The organism is Variovorax gossypii (assembly GCF_003965815.1).
Classification (GTDB): domain Bacteria; phylum Pseudomonadota; class Gammaproteobacteria; order Burkholderiales; family Burkholderiaceae_C; genus Variovorax; species Variovorax gossypii.
This window is the reverse complement of record NZ_RXOE01000003.1, coordinates 43,954-68,353: the sequence shown is the minus strand read 5'-3', so window position 1 is coordinate 68,353 and position 24,400 is coordinate 43,954. Positions and strand designations below refer to the sequence as shown.

Below are 24,400 nucleotides of genomic sequence, written 5' to 3'. Positions count from 1 at the left end.
TCTTTCTATCTATCTATGTGTGTATGAAGCTCAGGCGGCGCGGCTGACCGGCACGGCCTCGCGCTGCTCCACCTTCAGCTGCGCCGCAGCCTTGGCTTCGGCCTGCGCGACCTGCAGTCCGGCGACGTAGCCGAAGGTCAGGGCCGGGCCGAGCGTGATGCCGGCGCCGGGGTAGTTGCCGCCCATGACGCTGGCCGCGTCGTTGCCCACCGCGTAGAGGCCCTTGATCGGCTGGCGGTTGGCGTCGAGCACGCGGGTCTTCTCGTCGGTGACGAGGCCGGCGAAGGTGCCGATATCGCCGATCACCAGCTTGATGGCGTAGTACGGGCCGTTCTCCAGCGGCGCCACGCACGGGTTCGGCGTGATGTTGGCGTCGCCCTGGTAGCGGTTGTAGGCCTTGCTGCCCTTGCCGAAGGCGGGGTCGTCGCCGTTGCGCGCACCCTTGTTGAACTCCTGCACGGTGGCTTCGAGCGTGGCCGGTGCGATGCCGAGCTCCTTGGCCAGTTCGCCGACGCTGGCGCCGCGCTTGAGATAGCCGCTCTTGAGGTGGCGGCCGATGGGCAGCGGCGCGGGTGCGACGCAGCCCAGGCCGTAGTCGCGCAGCGCCTTGTGGTCGCACAGCAGCCAGGCCGTGACCTCGGGCTCGCCCTCGCAGGCCTTGACCATCGCCTGCACGAAGTCGTGGTACGAGTTGCCTTCGTTGGTGAAGCGGCGGCCCTTGGGGGTGACCGCGATCACGCCGGGCTTGGCGCGATCGATGAAGTGCGGCATCACGCCCTTGCTGCCGTCGGGACGCGTGGTGACCGACGCGGGCACCCAGGCCGCGGCGTGCGGAATGGTGCCGTCGACGCGGCCGCCCACGGCCTCGGCCAGGCGCAGGCCGTCGCCGGTGTTGGTGGAAGGCGATGGCGAGTAGTGCTCGCGGCCGGTGGGTGCGTGCGGGAAGAGCTGCTTGCGGCGTTCCACGTCGTAGGGGAAGCCGCCGCAGGCCAGCACCACGCCGCGCCTGGCGACCACGCGCACGTTCTGGCCTTCGTGCTGCACCACCGCGCCCGAAACGCCGTCGTACTCGACCACCAGCTTCTTCACCGGCGAGGAAAGCCACACCGGAATGTTCTTGTCCATCGCGGCCTTGGCCAGGCGGCCGGCCAGCGCGTTGCCGTTGGTCAGCGTCATGCCGCGGCCGTGGCGCAGCACGTCGAGGAAGTGACGGCTCAGGCGCTTGGTCACGTACCAGAACGAGGTCGGCGACTTGAAGGCCCGCATGAAGTGTTTGATCTCGGGGCCCGAGCCCAACATCATCCCGAACACGGTGAGCTCGGGCAGCGGCGGCGCCAGCTGCTTGATGCGCTTGCCCAGCTCACGGCCGTCGAACGGGCGCGTGACCATCGAGCGCCCGCCCTGCTGGCCGCCGGGTGCCTCGGCGTGGTAGTCGGGGAAGACGGCCGGCATGTCGAACTGCACGCAGGTGTTGCGCGTGAAGAAGTCGATGGCCTTGGGGCCCATGTCGAGGAAGGCGCCGACGCGCGCGGCGTCGAAGTGCGTCGTGGTCTCGTGCTTCATGTATTCGAGCGCAGCGCCCTCGGGCTCGTGGATGCCCTGCTCCGTGGCCAGGCGCGTGCCCGGAATCCACAGCCAGCCGCCCGAGCGCGCGGTGGTGCCGCCGAAGCGCGGCTCCTTCTCGACCACCAGCACCTTCAGCCCCTGCGATGCCGCGGTGACCGCGGTGGCCATGCCCGATGCGCCGCTGCCGACGACGAGCACGTCGCATTCAAAAGTGTTCTGTTCCATGTCTCTGTCTGTTCGCTTGTTTGTGTAAGACCAAAGTTGCGCCGCAGTTTAGGCAGCGAGATTGATATGGTCAAGTGTCTTCGTTACTATCAGATGATCAATCATCATCGATTGAACACGACCATATCAGTAGAAACCCCGATGGCTATACTCGCCCCCACTCTCACTCCCCACGCCGGGCGCCCCATGGAAAAGCCAAGACGTGGCATTCAGTCCGTCGAAATCGGAACGCAACTGCTGGTGGCGCTCGGGCGCCACGTGGCGCCGATGGCGCTGCGCGACCTGGGCAAGGCCGCGGGCGTGCCCGTCGGCAAGGCACACCCCTATCTCGTCAGCTTTCTGAAGGTCGGCTTCGTCGTGCAGGACAGCGCGGGCCGCTACGAACTGGGCCCGCTGGCGCTGCAGCTGGGGCTGGCCAAGCTGCAGCGGCTCGACCCGATCAAGGAGGCGTCGCCCCTCATCGAGCAGCTCGCCTCCGAGACCGAGCAGAGCATCGCGGTGGCCGTGTGGGGCAACTTCGGACCGACCGTGGTGCGGCTGGAGGAGCCGATCCATCCGCTGCACGTGAACCTGCGCACCGGCACCGTCATGTCGCTGGCCTACACCGCGACGGGCCGGCTCTTCGCGGCCTACCTGCCGCCCAAGGTGGTGGAGAAGATGATGCTGGAGGACCTCGCTCGCGCGCGTCCGGCGGACGGCCGCGGCTCCACCGTCGAGCTGTCGCGTGCGGAGATCGAGGCGCTGCTGGTCGAGACGCGGCTGCACGGCATGTCGCGCACACTGGGCCAGCCGATCCCGGGCATCGACGCCTTCTGCGCGCCGGTGTTCGACTCGACCAACAACCTGGTGCTGGGCATCACCGCCATGGGCCCCGAAGCCACCTTCGACCGCGAATGGGATGGCCGCGTGGCGGCACCGCTGAGGGCCTGCGCGCTGGAGATCTCGCGCCGCCTGGGCTTCGTGCCCACGGGCGAGCAGCCCTGAGCACGGGGCGCCACCGCCCCTTCAACAAGAAAAAAGGCGCTTCGTGAAGCGCCTTTTTTCATGGCCCCGAAGAACCGGTCAGTGCGTCTCGCGGCGCAGCTGCTGCACGTCTTCATGCAGCGACTGCGCCCAGGCGCGGCGGTCGCGGCCTTCCGGATCCTGCGGCTCGCCGAAGCGCACGATGGCCAGCAGCGGCGGCGCACGCAGCGTGTTCCACAGCGAGACGACGAGGTTGTCGTCGTCGATGTAGCGCGGCGCCTGGCTGGTCTCGCCGGTGGCGGCGTCGGCGAAGCGCAGCGCGGCGGGCAGCACCGGCGCGCCCGAGGAAATGGAAGCCTGCAGCAGGTTGGCGTGGAAGGGCAGCAGGCCGTGGCCGTCGCTGGTCGTGCCCTCGGGGAACACGCCGATCAGGTCGCCGTTGCGCAGCGCGTCGGTCATGCGGTGCACCACGCGCAGCGCGTCGCGGCGGCGTTCGCGCTCGATGTAGAGCGTGCCCGAGCCGTTGGAGAGCGTGCCGATCAGCGGCCAGCCCTTCACGTCCGACTTCGACACGAAGCGCACGTGCCGCGCCGCGTGGATGGTGGTGATGTCCAGCCACGAGAGGTGGTTGCAGATCAGCAGCACCGGCCCCTTGGGCGGCGGCGTGCCCTGCACCACCAGCGTGATGCCCATGAGCTCCAGCATGCGCCGCGACCAGGCCTGCACGCGCGCGTTGCGCTCGAGCTGCGACAGCTTCGGAAAGGTGAAGCGGATCGTCCACCAGCCCGAAGCCGCGTGCGCCACCGCGCGCGACAGGCGCCAGCAGGCTTTCAGCGAATGAATCATCGAACGGGCCCCTTCCCCGCTACGTCAATGCGCGATCGCGGAACACCGCGGAACCGGCTCTGCCGGGTCGCCGGTGTTGCCCCCTGCGAGGGGGTTGGCGTAGCGACACGAAGTGCGCGAAGACTGGGGGTGAGCGTCATCTCAGCCGTGGACGATGCGGCCCGCCACCAGCGTGTGGCGCGCGCGGCCCTGCAGCGGATAGCCGGCGAAAGGCGTGTGCTTGCCCTGGCTCCTGAGCGCGCCGGGCTCCACCTGCCATTCGAGCGCCGGATCGGCGATGCACAGGTCGGCCACGCCGCCTTCCTGCAGGCGGCCGATGCCGGTGCCCGCATCGGCGGCGCTCAGCAGGCGCGCGGGCGCGGAGGTGACGACCTCGATGGCGCGCGCGAGGCCCGCGCCGCTGCGCTCGCCCCACTGCAGCGCGAGCGGCAGCAGCAGCTCGAGCCCGGTCGCGCCGGCCTCGGCTTCGGCGAAGGGCAGCGTCTTGGCGTCGGCCTCGACCGGCGTGTGGTCGGACACCAGCGCGTCGATGGTGCCGTCGGCCAGCGCGGTCGAAAGCGCGTCGCGGTCGGCCTGCTGGCGCAGCGGCGGGTTCAGGCGGGCGCGGCTGTCGAAGTAGCCGATGTCGGTGTCGGCCAGGTGCAGCGAGTTGATGCTGACGTCGCAGGTGATCGGCAGGCCCTGGGCCTTGGCCTGGCGCACCAGTTCCACGCCGCGGGCGCTGGAGATGCGGCACAGGTGCACGCGCGCGCCGGTGGCCTTCATCAGCTCGACGATGGTGAAGATGGCGATCGTCTCCGCCGACACCGGCACGCCCGCCAGGCCGAGCCTCGTGGCCAGCGGGCCGCTGGCGGCGACGCCCTTGCCGAGGTCGCGGTCCTGCGGACGCAGCCACACGGTGTAGCCGAAGGTGCTGGCGTACGACAGCGCGCGCTGCAGCACCTGCGTGTCGGCCAGCGGCACGTCGGCCTGGCCGAAGCCGATGCAGCCGGCCTCGGTGAGCTCGGCCATCTCGGTCAGCACGCCGCCGGCCAGGCCGCGCGTGAGCGCGCCCAGCGGGAACAGGCGCGCGGCCTGCAGCTTCTCGGCGCGGAACTTGAGCATCTCGACCAGGCCGGGCTCGTCGAGCACCGGGTCGGTGTCGGGCGGGCACACGAGGCTGGTGACGCCGCCCGCGATGGCAGCGGCCATTTCACTCTCGAGCATGCCCTCGTGTTCGTAGCCGGGCTCGCGCAGGCGCGCGGCCAGGTCCACGAGGCCGGGCGTGACGATGCAGCCCGTGGCGTCGATGGTGCGCCCGGCCTTGAAGCCGGCGGGAATGCTGCCGCCGATGCCGGCGATCTTGCCGTCGGCGATAGCGATGTCGGCTTTCTTGTCGGTGCCCGACGCGGGATCGACGACGCGGCCGTTGGTGATGTGGATGTTCATGCGTCTGTACTTCCGGTGACAGTCATGGCCTTTTCGGGAAACACCGTGGAACCGGCTTCGCCGGGCCACTGGTGTTGCCCCCGGTAGGGGGTTGGCGAAGCGACACGAAGTGCGCGAAGACTGGGGGCGAGCAACATTTCTATGCTTCGTTGCCTGCGACGATGCTCATCACCGCCATGCGCACGGCGATGCCGAAAGTGACCTGCGGAAGGATCACGCTCTGCTTGCCGTCGACCACGGCGGAGTCGATCTCCACGCCGCGGTTGATGGGGCCGGGGTGCATCACGATGGCGTCGGGCTTGGCCAGCTGCAGCTTTTCCTGCGTGAGGCCGAAGGTCTTGAAGAACTCCTGCGACGAGGGCAGCAACGCGCCGCTCATGCGTTCGTTCTGCAGGCGCAGCATGATGACCACGTCGCAGTCCTTGATGCCCTCCTCCAGCGTGTGGAACACGCGCACGCCCATGCCGGCCATGTCGCTCGGCACCAGCGTCTTGGGGCCGACCACGCGCACCTCGGCGCAGCCCAGCGTGGTGAGCGCGTGGATGTCGGAACGCGCCACGCGCGAATGCAGCACGTCGCCGACGATGGCGACCGTGAGATTCGAGAAGTCCTTCTTGTAGTGGCGGATCGTGTACATGTCGAGCAGCCCCTGCGTCGGGTGCGCGTGGCGGCCGTCGCCGGCATTCACCACGTGCACGTGCGGCGCGACGTGCTGCGCGATCAGGTAGGGCGCGCCCGACTCGCTGTGGCGCACCACGAACAGGTCGGCGGCCATCGCGCTCAGGTTGGCGATGGTGTCGAGCAGCGACTCGCCCTTGGTGGCCGAGGAGCGTGCGATGTCGAGGTTGATGACGTCGGCGCTCAGGCGCTTGGCCGCGATCTCGAAGGTGGTGCGCGTGCGGGTGCTGTTCTCGAAGAACAGGTTGAACACGCTCTTGCCGCGCAGCAGCGGCACCTTCTTCACCTCGCGGTCGCTCACGCTCGTGAAGTTGGCGGCCGTGTCGAGGATGTGCGTGACGATGTCCTTGGGCAGGCCCTCGATCGACAGCAGGTGGATCAGCTCGCCGTTCTTGTTGAGCTGGGGGTTTCGCTTGTAGAGCATTACTTGCTTTCCTCCACCTTCAGGCTGAATGCGCCGTCGGCAGCGCGGGCCAGCGCGAGCAGCTGCGAATTCGGCAGCGTGAGCTTCTCGGCCGCGAAGTCGGCGGCAACCGGCAGCTCGCGCCCGCCGCGATCCACCAGCACCGCGAGGCGCACGCTGGCCGGGCGACCGAAGTCGAACAGCTCGTTGAGCACCGCGCGGATGGTGCGGCCGGTGTAGAGCACGTCGTCGAGCAGCAGCACGTCGGCGCCGTTCACGTCGAAGGGCAGCGAGGTCTGCGCGCTGGCCGAGAGGCCGCGGCGCGAGAAGTCGTCGCGGTGCATGGCCGACGAGATGACGCCGGGCGCGCCGGGCAGGCCCAGGTCCTTCTGCAGCCGCTCGACCAGCCAGGCACCGCCGGAGGTGATGCCCACCAGCTTCGTTTCGGGGCGCATCAGCGGCTTCACGCCGGCCAGCAGCTTCGTGTAGAGCGCTTCGGCATCGGGAATTGAACTCACGGGAGACTCCTCAGAAATTGCTCCAGGATGATGCAGGCGGAGGCCGCGTCGGCGTCGCGCGCGCCCGAGGCCAGCGCCTCGGTGGTGCTGTAGCGCTCGTCGACCTCGAACACCTGGAGATTGAAACGGCCGCGCAGCTGGCGCGCGAACTTCTGCGCGCGGCGGGTGTTCTCGTGCGCGGCGCCGTCGGGGTGGTAGGGCACGCCGATCACCAGCGCGTCGGGTTGCCACTCCTTGATGCGCGCCCCGACCTGCGCGAAGCGGGCGTCGCCTTCGGCCTTGATGGTGGGTTGCGGGGTGGCGGTGCGCAGCAGCCGGTTGCCGCTGGCCACGCCCGTGCGCTTCAGGCCGAAGTCGAAGGCCAGGAAGCTCTGGAAATGGGCGGGAACAGCGGCAGATGCCGGGGACTGAGCGCTCTCGGACATTGCCGGTCCCCTCACAGGGGGCCGCCGCGCACGGCCGCCCGAAGCGGCCGGCCCGCCCCCGGTAGGGGGTTGGCGAAGCGACACGAAGTGCGCGCAGCCTGGGGGCGAGCCAAGTTCATCATGCGTGTCCGGCGTCGGGGGACAGCTTCCAGGCCTCGAGGCCCAGCAGCATCAGCGCCTTGTCGTAGCGCTGCTCGATGGGGGTGTCGAAGATCACGGCCGGGTCGGCGCCCACGGTGAGCCAGCTGTTCTCGGCCAGCTCGGACTCGAGCTGCCCTTCCCCCCAGGCCGCATAGCCCAGCGAGACCAGCACCTTGCGCGGGCCCGCGCCGGTGGCCAGGGCCTCCAGCACGTCCTTGGAAGTGGTCATCTCCAGCCCGCCGGGGATGGTCATGGTCGAGGCGTAGACCGATTCCTCGGGCTTCTCGGCCTGGGTGAAGACTGGTTCGTGCAGCACGAAGCCGCGCTCGGTCTGCACCGGGCCGCCCTGGAAGACGGGGGCTTCGCCCAGCTCGGGGCGGGCCAGGTGCAGCTCGATCTTCTCGAACAGCACCTTGAGGTTGATGTCGCTGGGCTTGTTGATCACAAGGCCGAGCGCGCCGCGCTCGCTGTGCTCGCAGAGGTACACGACGCTGCGGTTGAAAGTTTTGTCTTCCATCCCGGGCATCGCTATCAAAAAGTGATGCGTGAGGTTCATCGGGGCAGAATCGGCGGCCATATGCCCCCGATTTTACTGGCCGTCGACAAGACCTATCCCAAAGGGCTCATGTGGTTCCGCCGCGACCTGCGCGTGGACGACAACGCCGCCCTCTACCGGGCGCTGAGGGCCTGCCGGCAGGTGCTGTGCGTCTTCGTGTTCGACAAGGCGATCCTGGACGCCCTGCCCACGGTCGACCGGCGGGTGGAGTTCATCCGCGAGTCGCTGGTGGAGCTCGAGGCCGAGCTGCGCGCCCTGGGCGGCGGGCTGATCGTGCGGCACGCCGTGGCGGCGCAGGAGATTCCGGCGATTGCCCGGGAGCTGGGCGTGCAGGCGGTGTTCGCCAACCGCGACGACGAGCCCGACGCGCTGGAGCGCGACGCCAAGGTCTTCGGCGCGCTGGCCAATGCCGGCGTGACCTTCCACACCTACAAGGACTCGACCGTCTTCGACCGCGACGAGGTCATGACCAAGACCGGCCAGCCCTACACCGTGTTCACGCCCTACAAGCGGGCCTGGTTGGCGAAGCTCGACTCCTTCTTCCTCAAGTCGTACCCGGTGCGCAACCACGTCGACGCCCTGGTGCCGTCTCCGCAGGCCTGGGGCGAGCCGGTGCCCGCGCTGCGCGAGATCGGCTTCGAGAAAAGCAACCTGTCGACGCTGGAGATCCCCACCGGCACCCGCGGCGCCGGCCAGCTCTTCGAGGATTTCTTCGAGCGCATCGACCGCTACGACCAGGCGCGCGACTTCCCCGCCGTGCGCGGCCCCAGCTACATGGGCATCCACCTGCGCTTCGGCACGGTGTCGATCCGGCAGATGGCGAGCCTGTCGCACCAGCTCTCGCTGCAGGGCAACACGGGCGCGGCGACCTGGCTGAGCGAGCTGATCTGGCGCGAGTTCTACTTCCAGATCCTGGCGCACTTCCCGCACGTGCACAAAGGCGGCGAGTCGAAGAGCTTCCGCCCCGAGTACGACAAGATCCAGTGGCACCACGGCAAGCACGCCGACCAGCTCTTCGACGCCTGGTGCCAGGGCCGCACCGGCTACCCGCTGGTGGACGCGGCCATGCTGCAGATCAACCAGAGCGGCTACATGCACAACCGCCTGCGCATGGTGGCCGCAAGCTTCCTGTGCAAGGACCTGGGGCTGGACTGGCGGCGCGGCGAAGCCTACTTCGCGCTGCACCTGAACGACTTCGAGCTGGCCTCGAACAACGGCGGATGGCAGTGGGCCAGCTCCAGCGGCTGCGACGCCCAGCCCTACTTCCGCATCTTCAACCCGGTGACGCAGAGCGAGCGCTTCGACCCCGAGGGCAAGTTCATCCGCCGCTACCTGCCGCAGCTGGCGGGGCTGTCGAACGCGGCGATCCACGCACCGTGGCTGGCCTCGCCGGTGGAGCTGGAAGCCGCCGGCGTCAAGCTCGGCGAGACCTACCCGAAGCCGGTGGTCGATCACGCCGAGGCGCGGGAGAAGACGCTGCAGCGCTACGGGGTGGCACGGGCGAAGAGCCTGCAGAAATGAAAAGGGGCCCGCAGGCCCCTTTTTCTCGATCACCGCCCGCAGGCGGCGAATGCATCAGCCAGCGTCAGGCGGCAGCAGCCAGCGCCGACTCGGTCGTGTACGCACGCACCAGGCGCAGCAGTTCCTCTTCCGAGTACGGCTTGCCGAGGTAGTGGTTCACGCCCAGCGTGCGCGCGTAGTCGCGGTGCTTCTCGGCGATGCGCGAGGTGATCATGATGATCGGCAGCTCGGCCAGCGCGGCGTCGGCGCGGATGTTGCGGGCCAGGTCGAAGCCGTCCATGCGCGGCATCTCGATGTCCGACAGCACCACCGCCGGGCGCTCCTGCTGCAGGCGCTCGAGTGCCTGCAGGCCGTCGGCCGCGAGCGACACGCGATAGCCTTCGCGCTGCAGCAGACGCTGCGTGACGCGACGCACCGTGATGGAGTCGTCCACCACCAGCACCAGCGGAATCTGCGGCGCCACCGGCGCCAGCGCCTGCAACGGTTCCTGCGGCGCACCCTGGTCGACCGGGGCGGTCGCCGCCGGAGCTGCCGTCAGCGCGGCAGCCTGGCGCTCGCGCGCCTGCTCGCCGTGCACCGCGGCCAGGGCCACGGGGTTGTAGATCAGCGCCACCGCGCCCGAGGCCAGCACCGAGATGCCGGCCAGGCCGGGCAGCCGCGCGAGTTGCGGGCCGAGGTTCTTCACCACGACTTCCTGGTTGCCCAGCACTTCGTCCACGTGCAGGGCGACGCGCTGCGCCGCGCTTCGCACGACCACGATGGTGTTGTTCCGGGCCGGGCCGTGCTCGCTGCGGGTCGAGGCCTGCAGCAGCGCGCCGGTCCAGTAGAACGGCACATGCTCGCTGCCGAAGGGATGGCTGTTGTTCAGATAGGCCGCTTCGAGATCCGTGCCGCCCACGCGCTGCACAAGCTCCACCAGGTTCGACGGAACGCCGATGGACACCTCGCCCGCGCGCAGCATCACCACGTGCGTCACGGCGGTGGTCAGCGGCAGCACCAGCTTGAAGGTGGTGCCCTGGCCCTGGGTGCTGTGCGTCTCGATGCGGCCGCCGAGCGCCGCGATCTGCGCGCGCACCACGTCCATGCCGATGCCGCGGCCGGCCAGTTCGGAAACCTGCCCCGCCGTCGAGAAGCCGGGCTTGAAGATCAGCTCGGTGGCCTCCTCGGCCGTGAGCTCCTGGTCGGCGCCCAGCAGGCCCAGCGTGCGGGCACGCTCGGCGATGCGCTTGTGGTCGAGGCCGGCGCCGTCGTCGCGGAAGCTCACCGACACGTCGTTGCCTTCGTGGTGCAGGTCGATGACGATCAGGCCGCTGGCGTCCTTGCCGGCCTTCTCGCGCACGGCCGCATCCTCGATGCCGTGGGCCACGCAGTTACGCAGCAGGTGCTCGAAGGCGGGCGTCATGCGGTCCAGCACGCCGCGGTCCATTTCGATGGAGCCGCCGACGATGTCCAGGCGCACCTGCTTGCCGGTGTCCTTCGAGGCCTGGCGCACCACGCGGTAGAGGCGGTCGGAGATGCCCTCGAACTCCACCATGCGCGTGCGCAGCAGGCCGCGCTGCAGTTCGCGCGTCTGGCGCGCCTGCACGCTGAGGTCGTCTTCCGTCGCCTGCACCGTCTTCTGCAGGGTGCGCTGCACGGTGGCCACGTCGTTCACCGACTCGGCCATCATGCGCGTGAGCTCCTGCACTCGGGTGAATCGGTCGAACTCCAGCGGGTCGAAGCTCTGCTGCGAGTCCTTGGCCTGCGCGAGGCGAGACTGCATCTGGCTTTCGGCCTGCACCTCGATGTCGCGCAGCTGCTGGCGCAGGCGGTCCAGGTTGCCCGTCAGGTCGGACAGCGAGCCGCGCAGCTGGCCAAGCTCGGCTTCCAGGCGCGAACGCGTGATGATGACCTCGCCGGTCTGCGCGACCAGGCGGTCGAGCAGCTGGGTACGGATGCGCACAGCCTGGCCGGTCGCGGCGCGCAGCGGTGCCACCAGGGCGGCCGGCGCGGGGCGCGGCTGCAGCGTGGCGGGTGCCGTTGCTGCCGGCGTCGTTTCGGCGGCGGGCTCGTCGTCGAGGCTCGCCGCGGGAGCGACGGTCTCGTCGTTCGCCGGCACGCCGGCTTCGGGCGCCTGCGAAGCGACAGCGACGGGCGCCGCCGACGTGGCGGCGGCCACGATCTGGGCCAGCTCGACCTGCGTGGCGTCGTCGGCCGCGCGCAGCGCGTCGAAGGTGGCCTGGAGGGCGTCGAGGCGGGCAAGCAGCTTCTCGATGTCGGCCCGCTCGGCGCCCTGGGAGCCCAGGACTTCGATCTCGGACTCCATGCGGTGCGCGCGCTCGCCCAGGCGCATGGCGCCGGCCAGCCGCGCACTGCCCTTGAGCGTGTGCAGCGTGCGAAGCACCGAGGCGCGCGGCGCGCTGTCGTCGGGGTGGTGCGCCCACTGGCGCAGCGCCTCGCCGAGCTGGGGCAGCAGTTCGGCCGCCTCTTCCTCGAAGATCGGGAACAGGTCGACGTCGACCGCGTCGGCCAGGTCGATGGCGTCTTCGGAATCGTCCAGAGCCACGTCGGCGACGGGCTCGCTGACCACCACCTGCTGCAGCGGCCGGGCTTCGGCGCGCATGGCGACTTCGGTGGGCATCGGCGAATTGGCGATGTCGCGCAGCGCCTGCAGCGTGCCTTCGGCGGGGTCGCGCAGGAGGCCGACTGCGAACTGGTGCAGCAGGCGGCGCAGCTCGTCGGCGGCGGTCACCAGCACCATGCCCTGCTCGCGGGTGCCGCTGCCCTGCATCTGCAGGTGCTGCAGCGCGGCTTCGAACAGGCGGGCCATGCCCGAGAGGCTGTGGAAGCCGACGGTGGCGGAGCTGCCGGCCAGCGAGTGGGCCAGCGCGACGGTCGAGTCGGACAGGCGCTCATGCGACTCGAGCGCCCACTCGCCCACGTCGGTGGCGAGCTGGCGGGACCATTCGTCGGCCTCGTTGAGGTAGACGTTGTAGAGCTGGATGCCGATGCGCAGCGGGCCGATCACCTTGACCTGGTCTTCGGCGCTTTCCTGCGACGCGGCCGGCGCGGCGGCCACGACCGGCTCGGGCTCGACGGGCGCCACGGGCTCGGGAGCGGCGTCGGCGACGAGGATCTGCGCTTCTTCGGGCACGGCGGGCGCCTCGAAGATGGGCACGACCACTTCCTCGGCAGCTAGCAGGGCAGGCTCGGGTTCAGCTTCGGCCACCGGTTGCGGCGCGGACTCGGCGACCGGCTCTTCCACATGGACTGCATGCAGCGGTTCGGGCGCGGGCGCGGCCTCGACCACTTCGGGTTCGACGACGGGCTCGGCGGCGGCCTGCACGGGCAGCGGCTCGGGTTCCCATTGCAGGTCGGGCAGGCCAGCCGTGGTGGGCACGGAGGTGACGATGGGTTCGGCAGCGGGAGCCGGCGGCTCGGCGGGCTCCGACTTCAGTTCCACGACGGCAGGCGTCCTGGCTGGCGGCGCCAGGAAGTCGAACATCTCGCCGCTCGGCAGCACCAGCGGCGGCGGAGGCTCGTCGGTCTGCTTGGCTTCGAAGTCGATGAAATCGGTCGAGGCGAAATCGTCGTCGGCCTCGGGCGTGGCGGCGGCCTTCGCGGGCTCCGGCTCCTGCCAGGCCAGGGTTTCGAGCGGGGCTTCGGGAACTGCGGGAGCTTCCGGGGCAGCAGCGACAGGCGCCGGCGCGGGTGCTTCCGCCGTCAGGGACAGGTCCGGCAGGTCGGGCAACTGCAGCGGAGGCAGCTCCGCCGCCACCGGGGCCACGACCTCGATGGGCGCGGGTTCTGGCGCGGAAACGGGCGGCTCGGCCGCGATGTGGCGCGCGGCCACAGCAAGGGCTTCGGCATCGGCCACGCGCACCGGCGGAGGCACGGGTTCGCCCGCCAGCAGCGCGTTGGCCACGCGGCTGAACGGCGCGGACTTCCAGCCCTGTGCGGAGCCGGCGGCGATGGCTTCGACCCACTCGCCGAATTCCTTCATCGTGCGTTCGGTGCCTGCCAGCAGTTCCGGCGTGGCGGCGCGCTGGTCGGCCAGCCAGGTGTTGAGCACCTGCTCGAGCGACCAGGCGGCATCGCCGAACTCGGTGAGGCCGACCATGCGCGAGCTGCCCTTGAGCGTGTGGAAGGCGCGGCGCAGGATCGTGAGTTCTTCGGTGTCGTCCGGGTAGCTGGCGAGCTCAGCGATGGCGGCCAGGCCGTTCTGCACCACCTCGCGGGCTTCGTCGAGGAAGATGTTCTGCAGGTCGTCTTCTTCGAGCTCGGTGACTTCGGTGTCGGGCAGCGCGGTCGGGCCGGAGATCTTGTTGGTCCAGCTGTCGGCCTTGCTGCTGAATTCCTCGATCGGCGAGGGCTTGGCCTTGGGCGCGGCAAGCGCCGCGAGCTTCGAGGCTATCTGGGCGTCGACTTCCTCGATGCTGAGCACCGGGGCGGCCGGAGCCTGGCTGGGCGCGGCGCCCTCGCCGGCCGTGGCGTCGGCGGCCTGACGGCCCATCAGCGGCTTGAGTTCGCCGGCATCGGCGTCGAACACGAACAGGCGCTTGGCCAGCGCGGGCTGGTAGCCCAGCATGTCGATCAGGAAGCCGAGCGCGCCGAGGTTGTTGCCCAGCGCGTCGAAGCCGGCCATTTCCTCGGCCGGCGAGGTGCTGACGAGCATCGCCTCGACGTCTTCGCGCATGCGCTGCACGGTGAGCGCGGCCTGGTCGAGGCCGAGCACGGAGAACACACCGCGCATCTGCATGAGTTGCGTCGGCACGGTGCGCAGCAGGCCCTTTTCAGCGGGGCGGCGGAAATACTGGTCGAGCGACTTCTCGAGTTCGCTCAGGTGGCTGCGCAGCTCGTCGACCACGGTGCCCATGGTCTGGCGGTCGCTCACGCGGCGGTAGAGATCCTCCATCCACGGCTCGAGCGGCTCGGAATGGCCGCCGGCGCGCACGCGCTCGATGCGGCCCGCCAGCTGCAGCGTGCGGGCGGTGAGCTGCGGATCGCTCGGGTCCAGGTCTTCGAGGGCGGCTTCCAGGTAGAGCACCGAGGTGGCGACTTCCATCGCGAGTTCGGTGCCCGGAGCCTGGCCGGAACGCACGGAGGCTTCGACCGCATGGGTGAGCGCCTGCACCATCGGCAGGCTCGGCGGATGCAGCTTCTGCAGTGATTCGCCGAGCTGCGCGAAGGTGTCGGCCACCTGGCGCGTGCGGGTGATGTCGCCGCCCGAGAGCGCCGACCACATTTCCTTGGCCGTCTCGATGCGCTTGCGGGCCTGTTGCAGCACCAGCGGATCGAAGCGGCCGAACTGCTCGACGTTGTAGTCGACGTGCTGCTCGCCGGCGATGCCCCAGGCGAGGCGCACGGTGCGCAGCGTGGCGGCGTCGTCGCCGGCTGTGGGCACGGCCTGCGCGCAGAAGAACAGCAGGTCTTGTCCGAGGCGGTCGGACACGAGGCTGTCGCCGCGCGCGAGCGTGGCGTATTGCAGCAGCACGCGCGAGGCGGCGCGCTTGACGTAGGCGTCGGGCGTGATCAGCCCGGTGGCCAGGGCCTCGAAGAAGCCCGCGGCCAGCGTCCAGAAGCTCGCGACGCGGGGCAGCAGCGCGCCGCGGCCGAGGCCCAGGCACAGCGCATGCAGCCGGCGCGCGGCCTGCGTGTCGCCGCTCTTGATCAGCTGCAGCACCTCGCGGTCGAGCCGCGAGCGCACGGCGGGGTCGTAGGCAACGGCCGCCTGCGTGAGCGCCGGCTTGATCTCGACCCAGCGCCAGGCGGTGCTCCAGAGGTCGGCCGGGTGCACGCGCTCGTTGCCGACCAGCTCCAGCACATCGCGGTACTGGGGAAAGAGCGCCACCGAGGAAACCGGCTTGCCGGCCAGCAGCGCGCCGAGGAAGTCGGTGACGGCGAAGCCGGCACGCTCGATCTTGTTCACTGCCGCTTCGTTGCAGCGCTGCGGCTCGGCGATGAAGCCCTGCACCGCGAACTCGATGGCGCCCAGCACCAGCGCGGGCGAGGAGTGCCCCACCATCTGGAGCGCGCCGACGGCCTGGTGAAGTTGCTGGCGGGCCATCTGCAGCGGCCCGCTCTCGGGCTCGCTCGCGGCATCCACCTCGCGCACGAAGCGCCGCAACGACTTGCCTACACCGTCGAGGGATTTCTGGATTTCTCCCAGCACCCAGGCCAGCGGCCCGAGGTCTTCGGTGACCGGCGTGTTGCCGGCGTGAGGGGCCGTGGCAGGGGTTTGAGTCGACACGTTGGGTGCTCGCCGTTCTTAGACTGTCAGTTTTCCAATGGACGCAGGGCGCCCCGAATGCGCAAGGCCGTCGCGGCCACTTCAAGGAACACCGCGGAACCGGCTTTGCCGGGCCGCAGGTGTTGCCCCCGGAAGGGGGTTGCCGAAGCGACACGAAGTGCGCGAAGGCTGGGGGAGATCGTCATCACGCAATCTTGAAACGGGCGACCGAGCGGCGCAGTTCTTCGGCCATCTGCGAGAGTTCGCGCACCTGCTGGGCCGTGGTACGCGTACCTTCTCCGGTCTGTTCCGTCACCGCGAAAATGTGCTGGATGTTCGCGGCCACCACGTTGGCCGAGTCGGCTTCGCGGGAGGCGGATTGCGAAATCTGCTCGATCAGGTCGGCGAGTCGGCGCGACACGCGGTCGATCTCGGACAGCGCGGTACCCGCGTTGTCGGACAGCTTGGCCCCTTCGACCACACCCTGCGTGGAACGCTCCATGGCGCCCACCGCGTCCTGCGTGTCGGTCTGAATCGCCTTCACCAGCGCCGAGATCTGGCGCGTGGCGTCCGCGGAGCGTTCGGCCAGTCGCTGAACTTCTTCCGCCACCACCGAGAAGCCTCGGCCTGCTTCACCGGCGGACGCTGCCTGAATGGCGGCGTTCAGAGCCAGCACGTTCGTCTGTTCGGTAATGTCCGAGATCAGCTCCGTGATTTCACCGATCTCCTGCGAGGATTCGCCCAGGCGCTTGATCCGCTTGGAGGTTTCCTGGATCTGGTCGCGGATGGAGTTCATACCGCCGATGGCGTTCTGCACGGCCTGCAGACCCGAGGATGCGGCCTGCAGCGACTGGCGCGCCACCGTGGCGGACTCTTGCGCTTGCGTGGACACGCCGTTGATTCGCTCGGCCATGGTCAGCACCGACTGGCCGGTTTCGCGAATCTCGCGCAGCTGTTCGGTGGAAGCCGCCAGCAGTTCGGTCGAGGTGCTTTCCACCTGCGACGTCGTCTGCGCCACGCGGGTAGCCGTGTTCTGCACGTTGCCCACCAGCAGTCGCAGTTCTTCCACCGTGTAGTTCACCGAGTCGGCGATGGCGCCGGTGATGTCCTCGGTCACGGTCGCTTCCTGCGTCAGGTCGCCTTCGGCCACTGTCTGCAGTTCGTTCATCAGGCGAAGAATGGCGGCCTGGTTGGCGTTGTTCACGCGGCTGGCTTCGTCGGAAGCCTGTTCGGCGGCCAGACGCTCGCGTTCGGCGACGGCGGCGCGTTCGCGGCCTTCGCGCACCTGCACGAAACCGATGGCGCCGGCGAGTGCCAGGGCGGCCAGCGAGAGCACGAACAGCAGCACGATGGTGCCGGCGCCCAGGCCGGTGCGGGCGGAGAGCTTTTCCTGCAGGTCGCCGAGCGACTTACGCAGCGGCTCGCTGTCGGTCAGGATGGATGCCTGCGCTTCGCGCGCTGCCACCAGGCCCTGCAGGTTGCCCAGAATGGCCGAAGCCTGCGTGCGCATCTGCTCGTAGGTCTTCAGGATGGCCTCGAGCTGCTGGCGCGTCTGCGGGTCCTTCGAGCCGGGGAAGCGCTGCTGCGCATTGCCGTCGAGCAGGCCGCGGGTGGTTTCCTGGAAGGTGTTCAGGTCCTTGCCCAGCAGGAACACGGCGTCGGGGTTCACGCCCTCGACCGTGAAGAACTCGTTGGTCGACTTGCCGATGCGCTGCGTCAGCATCACGAGCTGGCCGGCGGCGGAGATCTCGGGCAGCGTGGCGTTCTGCTGCATCTTCAGCGAGGCGACGGTTTCCGTCATCTCGAGCAGCGTGGACGACTGCTGGTTGATGTCGCGCAGAGCGGCACCCACCTGCGTCAGGATCTGGCGCTGGGCCAGCACGGCCTTGGCGCTGGCCTCGGCGCGGGTGACGAGGGGGTTGATCTTGCCCATCTCCTCGTCGTACTGGTTGCCGACGGCTTCCAGGCGCAGGGAGTCGTCGCCGTTGGTCAGGCCGTGCACGCGACGCGTAAGGTCGTCGGCGCTGTCCTTCACTTCGACGAACGCCGAGGGGCTGCCGACGAGGGCCTGGGAGATCGACTTGGCCAGGCGCTGCGACTGCATCAGCGACTGGCCGGTGGCCGCCACCTGCTGCGCGAGGCGCTCGGCGCGAAGAATGGAGGAGCCGGCAACCAGCAGCAGCAACAGCACCACGATCGCCAGCATGATGGCCAGGATCCGCTGTTGTTTCGCCGGGCTGGAACCCGCACGGCCGCCGGTGGCGTCGGGCAGCGCCTCGACGGCCGCCGCGCCGGGCTCGTTGGCGGCATCGCCGCCGCCGGGCAGGTCGACGTCGCCGAAGCTGGTGTCGGCGGGCGCGGCCCCCTTCTTGGCGAGGCGCACGGTTTTCTCGTCCGGAACCTGGACGGTGTCGACATCGTCGATCGATATCGAACCGGAGCCATCGACGCGGGCCTTGTCGTTCCCGTTGTTCACGGGCAGTAATTTCTTGAACTTGTCGGCGATCGAGCTCACGGTCGGTCCTTCAGGTGGTTTCCGGTACGACTACGCACCAATACTCAAAAACTGGGGTTGCTGCGAAAGCGCCTGCAGGTTGACTTCCTGCCAGCGCTCCCCCGCTGCATCGGTAAACAGATGCCCGTGCCAGGCAGGTGCTTCTGCGCCAGGAGGCTCGGACGCCGTGAAGGCCTCCGCCCCCCGCAACCCCGCCAGTCGATCGACCAGCAATGCGCAGTTGACTTCGAGCAGCTCGTTGAAAGCAACGAGCCGCGACTGGATGCGCGCCGCCTCGGTAGCGGCCAGCGCGCCCGGGACGCCAGTGGCGAACGCCGAAAGCTGCACGACGCCGTAGAGGCCGCCGCGCAGGTTGGCGACGCCGAGGAACCACGGCTCCGTGTAGGGCACGGGCTGCGGCGGCGTCCAGGGAAAGATCTCGCCGGCGTGTCCCAGCGGAAAGAGGTATTTGCCCTCGCCCGCCTCGACCGCCAGCCACGTGGCGGCCACGCCCGTCGTGCGAGCGGCCTGCAGGCGGCTCGCCAGCCGGGACTGGAAGGCTCTCAGAGCATCGCGATTCGCCATGGACTCGGCAGGCTTTCGCTCAGTTCAGCGCGCTGATCTTGGACATCAGGTCGGCGGCGTTGACCGGCTTCACGATGTAGTCGCGCGCGCCCTGGCGCATGCCCCACACGCGGTCGGTCTCCTGGTTCTTGCTGGTGCACAGGATGATCGGGATGGCGGCGTACTTCGGGTCGCGGGCGATGGCGCGCGTGAGCTGGAAGCCGTTCTGGCCGGGCATGACCACGTCCATGAGGATCAGGTCGGGGTGCTCTTCCTCGAGGCGGCGCATGGCGTCGTCGGCGTTTTCGGCCGTCTTGACGGCAAAGCCGTTCTTCTGGAGGAGGTCGGACAGGAACACCAGTTCCGTCTTGGAGTCGTCGACGACGAGGATTTTGCGAATAGGCATTACTGCACTTCCTGTTGAACGGTGCCAAACTGCTGCACGGCCTGCAGCAGCTGGTCTTTGGTGAAAGGCTTGGTCAGGTAGTCCTGGGAACCGACCATGCGGCCGCGTGCCTTGTCGAATACACCGTCTTTCGACGACAGCATGACGACCGGGACGTTGGAAAAGTGGGCGTTGCGCTTGATGATGGCGCAAGTCTGATAGCCGTCGAGGCGCGGCATCAGGATGTCGCAGAAAATCAGATGCGGCTTGTGGTCGTTAACCTTGGAGAGCGCGTCGAAGCCGTCTTCCGCGAGAAGAACCTCGTGCCCACCCTGCTTCAGAAAAATCTCGGCACTGCGCCGGATGGTGTTGCTGTCGTCGATGACCAGCACCTTGTAACCAGATCCATTCGGGCCCATTGCAAACGCTCCTGCTCATGAGACTTGGAAGCCCGCCGCGCCGAACATCGACGCAGACCGCGTAGCTCTATCTATGCCATGCTTTCAGATTTCAACCATTTCGAAGTCTTCCTTGCGCGCACCGCACTCAGGACAGGTCCAGTTCATCGGAACATCGGCCCAGGCCGTGCCTGCCGCGATGCCATCTTCCGGTACACCAACCGCTTCGTCATAGATCCACCCACAAATCAGGCACATCCAAGTTTTCGTATTCATCGGAGCTTAAAGTCCTTGTTCATTAAATGCAACGAGTGTATCTATGCGTATCTCACTGGCAGACGGTAAACGTCGCGCCTATGCCACCATCCAGGGGATTCCGCACGGCGTATGACCATCTACTTACTTCCAGCAGACAACGCCCGCAAACCGGGCGATCTTAACGACCCCTCGCAGGACGACGGCGAACTGGCCGAACGCGACCTGAATCCCCCCTGCGTGCTGGTCTTCAACGCCAGCGATCCCAGCGGGGCGGGCGGCCTGGGGGCCGACGCCCTGGCAATGGGGTCGGTAGGCGCACACATCCTGCCGGTCGTCACGGGTGCCTATGCCCGCGACACGGCAGAGATTTTCGATCACTTCCCCTTCGACGAGGAAGCCATCGCCGAGCAGGCGCGCTCCATCCTGGAGGACGTGGAAGTCCAGCTGATCAAGGTGGGCTTTGCCGGCACCACCGAGGCGCTGAGCACCATCGCGGAAACCGCCGCCGACTATCCGGAGGTGCCCGTGGTGGCCTACATGCCCAACCTTTCGTGGTGGGACGAGAACCTGATCGAGCCCTATCTGGACGCTTTTCGGGAGCTGGTCCTGCCCCAGACGACGGTGTTGGTTGGAAACCACAGCACCCTGTGGCGCTGGCTGCTTCCGGACTGGAACGGCGATCGTCCACCCGGCGCGCGGGACATCGCCAAGGCCGCCGGCGAGTTCGGCGTGCCCTACACGCTGGTCACCGGCCTGATGCTGCCGGACCAGTTCATCGACAACGTGCTGGCCTCGCCGCAGTCGGTGCTCGCCAGCGAGAAGTACGAGCGGCTCGAGGCCGTCTTCGCCGGCGCGGGCGACACCCTGTCGGCCGCGCTGGCCGCCCTGCTCGCCAGCGGCACCGACCTCGTGGCCGCGACCACCGAAGCGCTGGCCTACATGGACCGCTGCCTCGACGCCGGTTTCCGCCCCGGCATGGGCCACGTACTGCCCGACCGCCTGTTCTGGGCCGAACCCGAGGACGAAGACGGCGGCGAAGACCCCGACACACCGCCCGACTTCGCCCTTCCCCCACACGACACCCGACACTGATGACCGACCGCAACGACATTCTTTTCGAGCGCGCCCGCGCCGTGATCCCCGGGGGCGTGAACTCGCCCGTGCGTGCCTTCAAGGCCGTGGGCGGCACGCCCCGCTTCATCCAGCGCGCCCAGGGCGCCTACTTCTGGGACGCCAACGACAAGCGCTACATCGACTACATCGGCTCCTGGGGCCCGATGATCCTGGGCCACGGCCATCCCGCCGTGGTCGAGGCCGTGCAGAAGGCCGTGCTCGAGGGCTTCTCCTACGGCGCGCCGACCGAGCGCGAGATCGAACTGGCCGAGGCGATCCTCGCGCTGGTGCCGTCGATGGAGATGGTGCGCCTCGTGAGCTCGGGCACCGAGGCCGCCATGAGCGCGCTGCGCCTGGCGCGCGGCGCCACCGGCCGCAAGAGCATCGTCAAGTTCGAAGGCTGCTACCACGGCCATGCCGACGCGCTGCTCGTGAAGGCCGGCTCCGGCCTCGCCACCTTCGGCAACCCGACCTCCGCCGGCGTGCCGCCCGAGGTGGTGCAGCACACCATCGTGCTCGAGTACAACAACCTGCAGCAGCTCGAGGAAGCCTTCGCGCTGCACGGCAAGGACATCGCCTGCCTGATGATCGAGGCGATCGCCGGCAACATGAATTTCGTGCGCGCCACGCCCGAATTCGCCCGCCGCTGCCGCGAGCTCTGCACGCAGCACGGCGCCCTGCTGGTGTTCGACGAAGTGATGACGGGCTTTCGCGTGGGACTGCACGGCGCGCAAGGCGTGCTGGGCATCAAGCCCGACCTCACGGTGCTCGGCAAGGTCATCGGCGGCGGCATGCCTCTCGCGGCCTTCGGCGGGCCGCGCGCGATCATGGAGCAGCTCGCGCCGCTGGGGCCGGTCTACCAGGCCGGCACGCTGTCGGGCAATCCGGTCGCCACGGCCTGCGGCCTCGCCACGCTGAAGGAGATCGCGAAGCCCGGTTTCTACGAGGCGCTCGGCAAGAAGACGCGCTCGCTGGTCGACGGCCTGAAGGCGGCCGCGGCGGCCGAAGGCCAGCCCTTCAACGCCGACAGCGAAGGCGGCATGTTCGGCTTCTTCCTGATGAAAGACCTGCCGCAAAACTATGCCACCGTGATGACAACCGACAACGCGAAATTCAATGCGTTGTTTCACGGTTTGCTGGATCGCGGCGTGTATATTGCGCCCGCGCTTTACGAAGCAGGCTTCGTGAGCGCGGCCCACAGCGACGAGGACATCGCCGCCACCATCGAAGCAGCACGACAAATCTTCAGGACACCCTAGCCCATGAACTCCCTGCGCACGTTGCCGGTCTTGAGCATCGCTCTTCTCCTTCCCGGCTTCGCGGCAGCGCAGGAGTCATCCTTCGATCCGAAGAACATCTGGATCAACCCGGGCTTCTATTCCGCACACTTCGACAGCGGCAAGGGCCTGGAGAACGTCAACCAGGGGCTGGGCTTCGAGTACCCGCTGAACGACACCTTCCGGGTCACGGCGGGCACCTTCCGCAACAGCGACCGCCGGCAGTCGAACTACGTGGGCCTGTACGCGCTGCCCTTCGAGTTCTACGGCGTGAAGTTCGGCGCGGTGGTTGGCGGTTTCGACGGCTACCCGAACTACCGCAACGGCAACTGGTTCCCGGCCATCCTTCCGGTGGCAGCCATCGAGGGCAAGAACTGGGGCCTCAACATCGCCTACGTGCCGACCATCAAGAACCGGCTGTACGGCGCGGTCACCTTCCAGCTGAAATACCGCTTCGGCAACCACGAGTAGCCGTCGTCGTCGCCAAAGAAAAAGGCCGGCAGTGCTGCCGGCCTTTTTCTTTGAAATGCCGTGCCGCCCCTTCGCTGGACGGCTGCACTTTCAGTGCCTGAAGTGGCGCACGCCCGACAGCACCATCACCACGCCGCGCTCGTCGGCCGCGTCGATGACTTCCTGGTCACGCATCGAGCCGCCCGGCTGAATGACGCAGCTCGCGCCCGCATCGACCACCACGTCGAGGCCGTCGCGGAACGGGAAGAAGGCGTCGCTGGCCACGGCCGTGTCCTTCAGCGACAGGCCGGCGTGCTCGGCCTTGATGCTGGCGATGCGCGCGGAGTCGAGGCGGCTCATCTGGCCCGCGCCCACGCCCATGGTCATGCCGTTGGCGCAGAACACGATCGCATTGCTCTTCACGTACTTCGCGACCTTCCATGCGAATAGCAGGTCCTGCAGCTGCTGCGGCGTGGGCTGCTTCTTGCTGACGACCTTGAGGTCGGCAATCGCGAGCTCGTGGTTGTCGGCGGTCTGGATCAGCAGGCCCGAGCCGACGCGCTTGACGTCCATGGCGTTGCGGCCGTTGTCCCAGTCGGTGGTGCCGCCCTTGGGCAGTGCGATCTCGAGCACGCGCACGTTGAGCTTGGCCTTGGTGGCCTGGAACACCTCGAGCGCCTCGGCCGTGTAGCCGGGCGCCATCAGCACTTCGACGAACTGCTTGGCGATTTCCTGCGCGGTGGCGCCGTCCACCGGACGGTTGAAGGCGATGATGCCGCCGAAGGCCGAGGTCGGGTCGGTCTTGAAGGCCTTCGAGTAAGCCTCGGCCGCATCCTTGCCGATGGCAACGCCGCAGGGGTTTGCGTGCTTCACGATCACGCAGGCCGGCACGTCGAAGCTCTTCACGCATTCCCACGCGGCATCGGCGTCGGCGATGTTGTTGTAGCTCAGCTCCTTGCCCTGCAGCTGCTTCGCCGACACCAGCGAGCCGGGCGCCGGATACAGGTCGCGGTAGAACGCGGCCTGCTGGTGCGGGTTCTCGCCGTAGCGCAGGTCCTGCACCTTCACGAAGCGGCCGTTGCTCTGCGCCGGGAACAGCGAGCGCTTGGGCGCGGGCTGGCCGATGCTGGCGTCGAAGTCGATGGCCGAGAGGTAGTCGCTGATCGCGCCGTCGTAGTCGGCGATGCGGTTGAAGGCGGCCACCGAGAAAGCGAACTTGGTCTTGTCGCTGAGCTTGCCGTTCGCCTTGAGTTCGGCCAGGGCCACGGCGTACTGCGACGAATCGGTCAGCACGCCCACGTCCTTCCAGTTCTTGGCCGCGCTGCGCACCATGGCCGGACCGCCGATGTCGATGTTCTCGATCGCGTCTTCCAGCGTGCAACCGGGCTTGGCCACGGTGGCCTCGAACGGATACAGGTTGACCACCAGCAGGTCGATGGTGTCGATGCCGTGCTCCTTGATGGCGGCAACGTGCGCGGGCAGGTCGCGGCGCGCGAGCAGGCCGCCGTGGATCTTCGGATGCAGCGTCTTCACGCGGCCGTCGAGCATTTCGGGAAAGCCGGTGTGGTCGGCCACCTCGGTGACGGGCAGGCCGGCGTCGGCCAGCAGCTTGGCGGTGCCGCCGGTGGACAGCAGCTTGATGCCCAGCGCGTGCAGCGCCTGGGCGAATTCGAGGATGCCGGTCTTGTCGGAAACGGAGATGAGTGCAGTCTGGGCCATTGGATATGCCGTGGAGTTATTTCAAAAGTTTGTGCTCGACCAATTTCTTGCGGAGCGTGTTGCGATTCAGGCCCAACCACTGCGCGGCCTTCGACTGGTTGCCCTCGGCGCGCGTCATCACGACATCGAGCAGGGGTTTCTCGACCACGCGCACGAGCATGTCGTACATGCCGTCGGGTTCGGTGCCGCGCAGATCGCGAAAGTAGCTGTCCAGACTGGTGCGCACGCAGTCCTCGATGTGTTTCTTGCTCATTGCTTCTTCTC

20 protein-coding genes are annotated in these 24,400 nt (G+C 68.3%); 5 read left to right on the top strand and 15 right to left on the bottom strand.

From position 1 onward, the window contains the following. Positions 1-30: 30 nt before the first annotated feature. Entirely contained in the window at positions 31-1,791 is a 1,761-nt protein-coding gene (locus tag EJP69_RS15230; RefSeq protein WP_126471207.1) for an FAD-dependent oxidoreductase, read from the bottom strand. 186 nt (positions 1,792-1,977) lie between these two features. Between EJP69_RS15230 and EJP69_RS15225 the strand changes: the two genes are divergently transcribed. Then, on the top strand, positions 1,978-2,775 hold the full coding sequence (locus tag EJP69_RS15225; protein ID WP_093205606.1) for an IclR family transcriptional regulator: 798 nt from the start codon (positions 1,978-1,980) through the stop codon (positions 2,773-2,775). Between the two features lie 78 nt (positions 2,776-2,853). Here EJP69_RS15225 and EJP69_RS15220 read toward each other — a convergent pair whose 3' ends face one another. The 6 genes from EJP69_RS15220 to EJP69_RS15190 all read right to left on the bottom strand — a co-directional run bounded on the left by EJP69_RS15220 (position 2,854) and on the right by EJP69_RS15190 (position 7,770). Next, a complete protein-coding gene (locus tag EJP69_RS15220; RefSeq protein ID WP_126471205.1) occupies positions 2,854-3,600 on the bottom strand; it encodes a lysophospholipid acyltransferase family protein in 747 nt (248 codons plus the stop codon). Positions 3,601-3,741: 141 nt separating this feature from the next. Further along, positions 3,742-5,028, bottom strand: coding sequence for a dihydroorotase (locus EJP69_RS15210; protein WP_126471203.1), 1,287 nt, complete (start codon positions 5,026-5,028; stop codon positions 3,742-3,744). A gap of 139 nt (positions 5,029-5,167) precedes the next feature. Continuing rightward, positions 5,168-6,130 carry an aspartate carbamoyltransferase catalytic subunit gene (locus EJP69_RS15205; protein WP_093205614.1) on the bottom strand — a complete coding sequence of 321 codons (963 nt, stop codon included), beginning with the start codon at positions 6,128-6,130 and terminating at the stop codon, positions 5,168-5,170. Next, a complete protein-coding gene (pyrR, locus tag EJP69_RS15200) occupies positions 6,130-6,627 on the bottom strand; it encodes a bifunctional pyr operon transcriptional regulator/uracil phosphoribosyltransferase PyrR (RefSeq protein ID WP_093205616.1) in 498 nt (165 codons plus the stop codon). Before pyrR ends, EJP69_RS15205 begins: the two co-directional genes overlap by 1 nt. Then, positions 6,624-7,052 (bottom strand): Holliday junction resolvase RuvX, encoded by a 429-nt coding sequence (gene ruvX, locus EJP69_RS15195; protein ID WP_093205619.1) that lies wholly within the window; start codon positions 7,050-7,052, stop codon positions 6,624-6,626. Before ruvX ends, pyrR begins: the two co-directional genes overlap by 4 nt. A gap of 118 nt (positions 7,053-7,170) precedes the next feature. Continuing rightward, positions 7,171-7,770 (bottom strand): YqgE/AlgH family protein, encoded by a 600-nt coding sequence (locus EJP69_RS15190; protein WP_093205621.1) that lies wholly within the window; start codon positions 7,768-7,770, stop codon positions 7,171-7,173. On the opposite strand from EJP69_RS15190, the gene EJP69_RS15185 reads away from it, so the two are divergent. Then, entirely contained in the window at positions 7,771-9,270 is a 1,500-nt protein-coding gene (locus tag EJP69_RS15185; protein WP_093205624.1) for a cryptochrome/photolyase family protein, read from the top strand. A gap of 64 nt (positions 9,271-9,334) precedes the next feature. On the opposite strand, the gene EJP69_RS15180 is transcribed toward EJP69_RS15185, so the two are convergent. The 6 genes from EJP69_RS15180 to EJP69_RS15155 form a co-directional block, all read right to left on the bottom strand. After that, positions 9,335-15,499, bottom strand: a complete 6,165-nt coding sequence (locus tag EJP69_RS15180; protein ID WP_126471201.1) for an Hpt domain-containing protein — start codon at positions 15,497-15,499, stop codon at positions 9,335-9,337. 184 nt (positions 15,500-15,683) lie between these two features. Further along, on the bottom strand, positions 15,684-17,993 hold the full coding sequence (locus EJP69_RS15175; RefSeq protein ID WP_093205629.1) for a methyl-accepting chemotaxis protein: 2,310 nt from the start codon (positions 17,991-17,993) through the stop codon (positions 15,684-15,686). Positions 17,994-18,023: 30 nt separating this feature from the next. Continuing rightward, on the bottom strand, positions 18,024-18,557 hold the full coding sequence (locus tag EJP69_RS15170) for a chemotaxis protein CheW (RefSeq protein ID WP_056595423.1): 534 nt from the start codon (positions 18,555-18,557) through the stop codon (positions 18,024-18,026). Between the two features lie 19 nt (positions 18,558-18,576). Next, complete coding sequence (locus tag EJP69_RS15165) at positions 18,577-18,942, bottom strand: response regulator (RefSeq protein WP_093304503.1); 366 nt, start codon at positions 18,940-18,942, stop codon at positions 18,577-18,579. Next, positions 18,942-19,340: a response regulator gene (locus EJP69_RS15160; RefSeq protein ID WP_093205631.1), complete on the bottom strand. Its 399-nt coding sequence runs from the start codon at positions 19,338-19,340 to the stop codon at positions 18,942-18,944. The genes EJP69_RS15165 and EJP69_RS15160 overlap by 1 nt, the downstream gene beginning before the upstream one ends. Before the next feature lie 84 nt (positions 19,341-19,424). After that, positions 19,425-19,595, bottom strand: coding sequence for a rubredoxin (locus EJP69_RS15155; RefSeq protein ID WP_007838397.1), 171 nt, complete (start codon positions 19,593-19,595; stop codon positions 19,425-19,427). Positions 19,596-19,706: 111 nt separating this feature from the next. Between EJP69_RS15155 and thiD the strand changes: the two genes are divergently transcribed. Genes thiD through EJP69_RS15140 form a run of 3 tightly spaced genes read left to right on the top strand, consistent with a single transcriptional unit; the run spans position 19,707 to position 22,438 of the window. Further along, positions 19,707-20,669 carry a bifunctional hydroxymethylpyrimidine kinase/phosphomethylpyrimidine kinase gene (gene thiD, locus EJP69_RS15150; RefSeq protein WP_093205634.1) on the top strand — a complete coding sequence of 321 codons (963 nt, stop codon included), beginning with the start codon at positions 19,707-19,709 and terminating at the stop codon, positions 20,667-20,669. Beyond that, positions 20,669-21,949 (top strand): glutamate-1-semialdehyde 2,1-aminomutase, encoded by a 1,281-nt coding sequence (hemL, locus tag EJP69_RS15145; RefSeq protein ID WP_093205636.1) that lies wholly within the window; start codon positions 20,669-20,671, stop codon positions 21,947-21,949. The genes thiD and hemL overlap by 1 nt, the downstream gene beginning before the upstream one ends. 3 nt (positions 21,950-21,952) lie before the next feature. Further along, positions 21,953-22,438, top strand: coding sequence for a hypothetical protein (locus tag EJP69_RS15140; RefSeq protein WP_093205639.1), 486 nt, complete (start codon positions 21,953-21,955; stop codon positions 22,436-22,438). A 90-nt stretch (positions 22,439-22,528) separates the two neighbouring features. Here EJP69_RS15140 and purH read toward each other — a convergent pair whose 3' ends face one another. Both purH and EJP69_RS15130 read right to left on the bottom strand, forming a co-directional pair. Then, a complete protein-coding gene (gene purH, locus EJP69_RS15135; RefSeq protein WP_126471199.1) occupies positions 22,529-24,136 on the bottom strand; it encodes a bifunctional phosphoribosylaminoimidazolecarboxamide formyltransferase/IMP cyclohydrolase in 1,608 nt (535 codons plus the stop codon). A 16-nt stretch (positions 24,137-24,152) separates the two neighbouring features. Beyond that, on the bottom strand, positions 24,153-24,389 hold the full coding sequence (locus EJP69_RS15130) for a Fis family transcriptional regulator (RefSeq protein WP_093205644.1): 237 nt from the start codon (positions 24,387-24,389) through the stop codon (positions 24,153-24,155). Between the last annotated feature and the right edge of the window lie 11 nt (positions 24,390-24,400).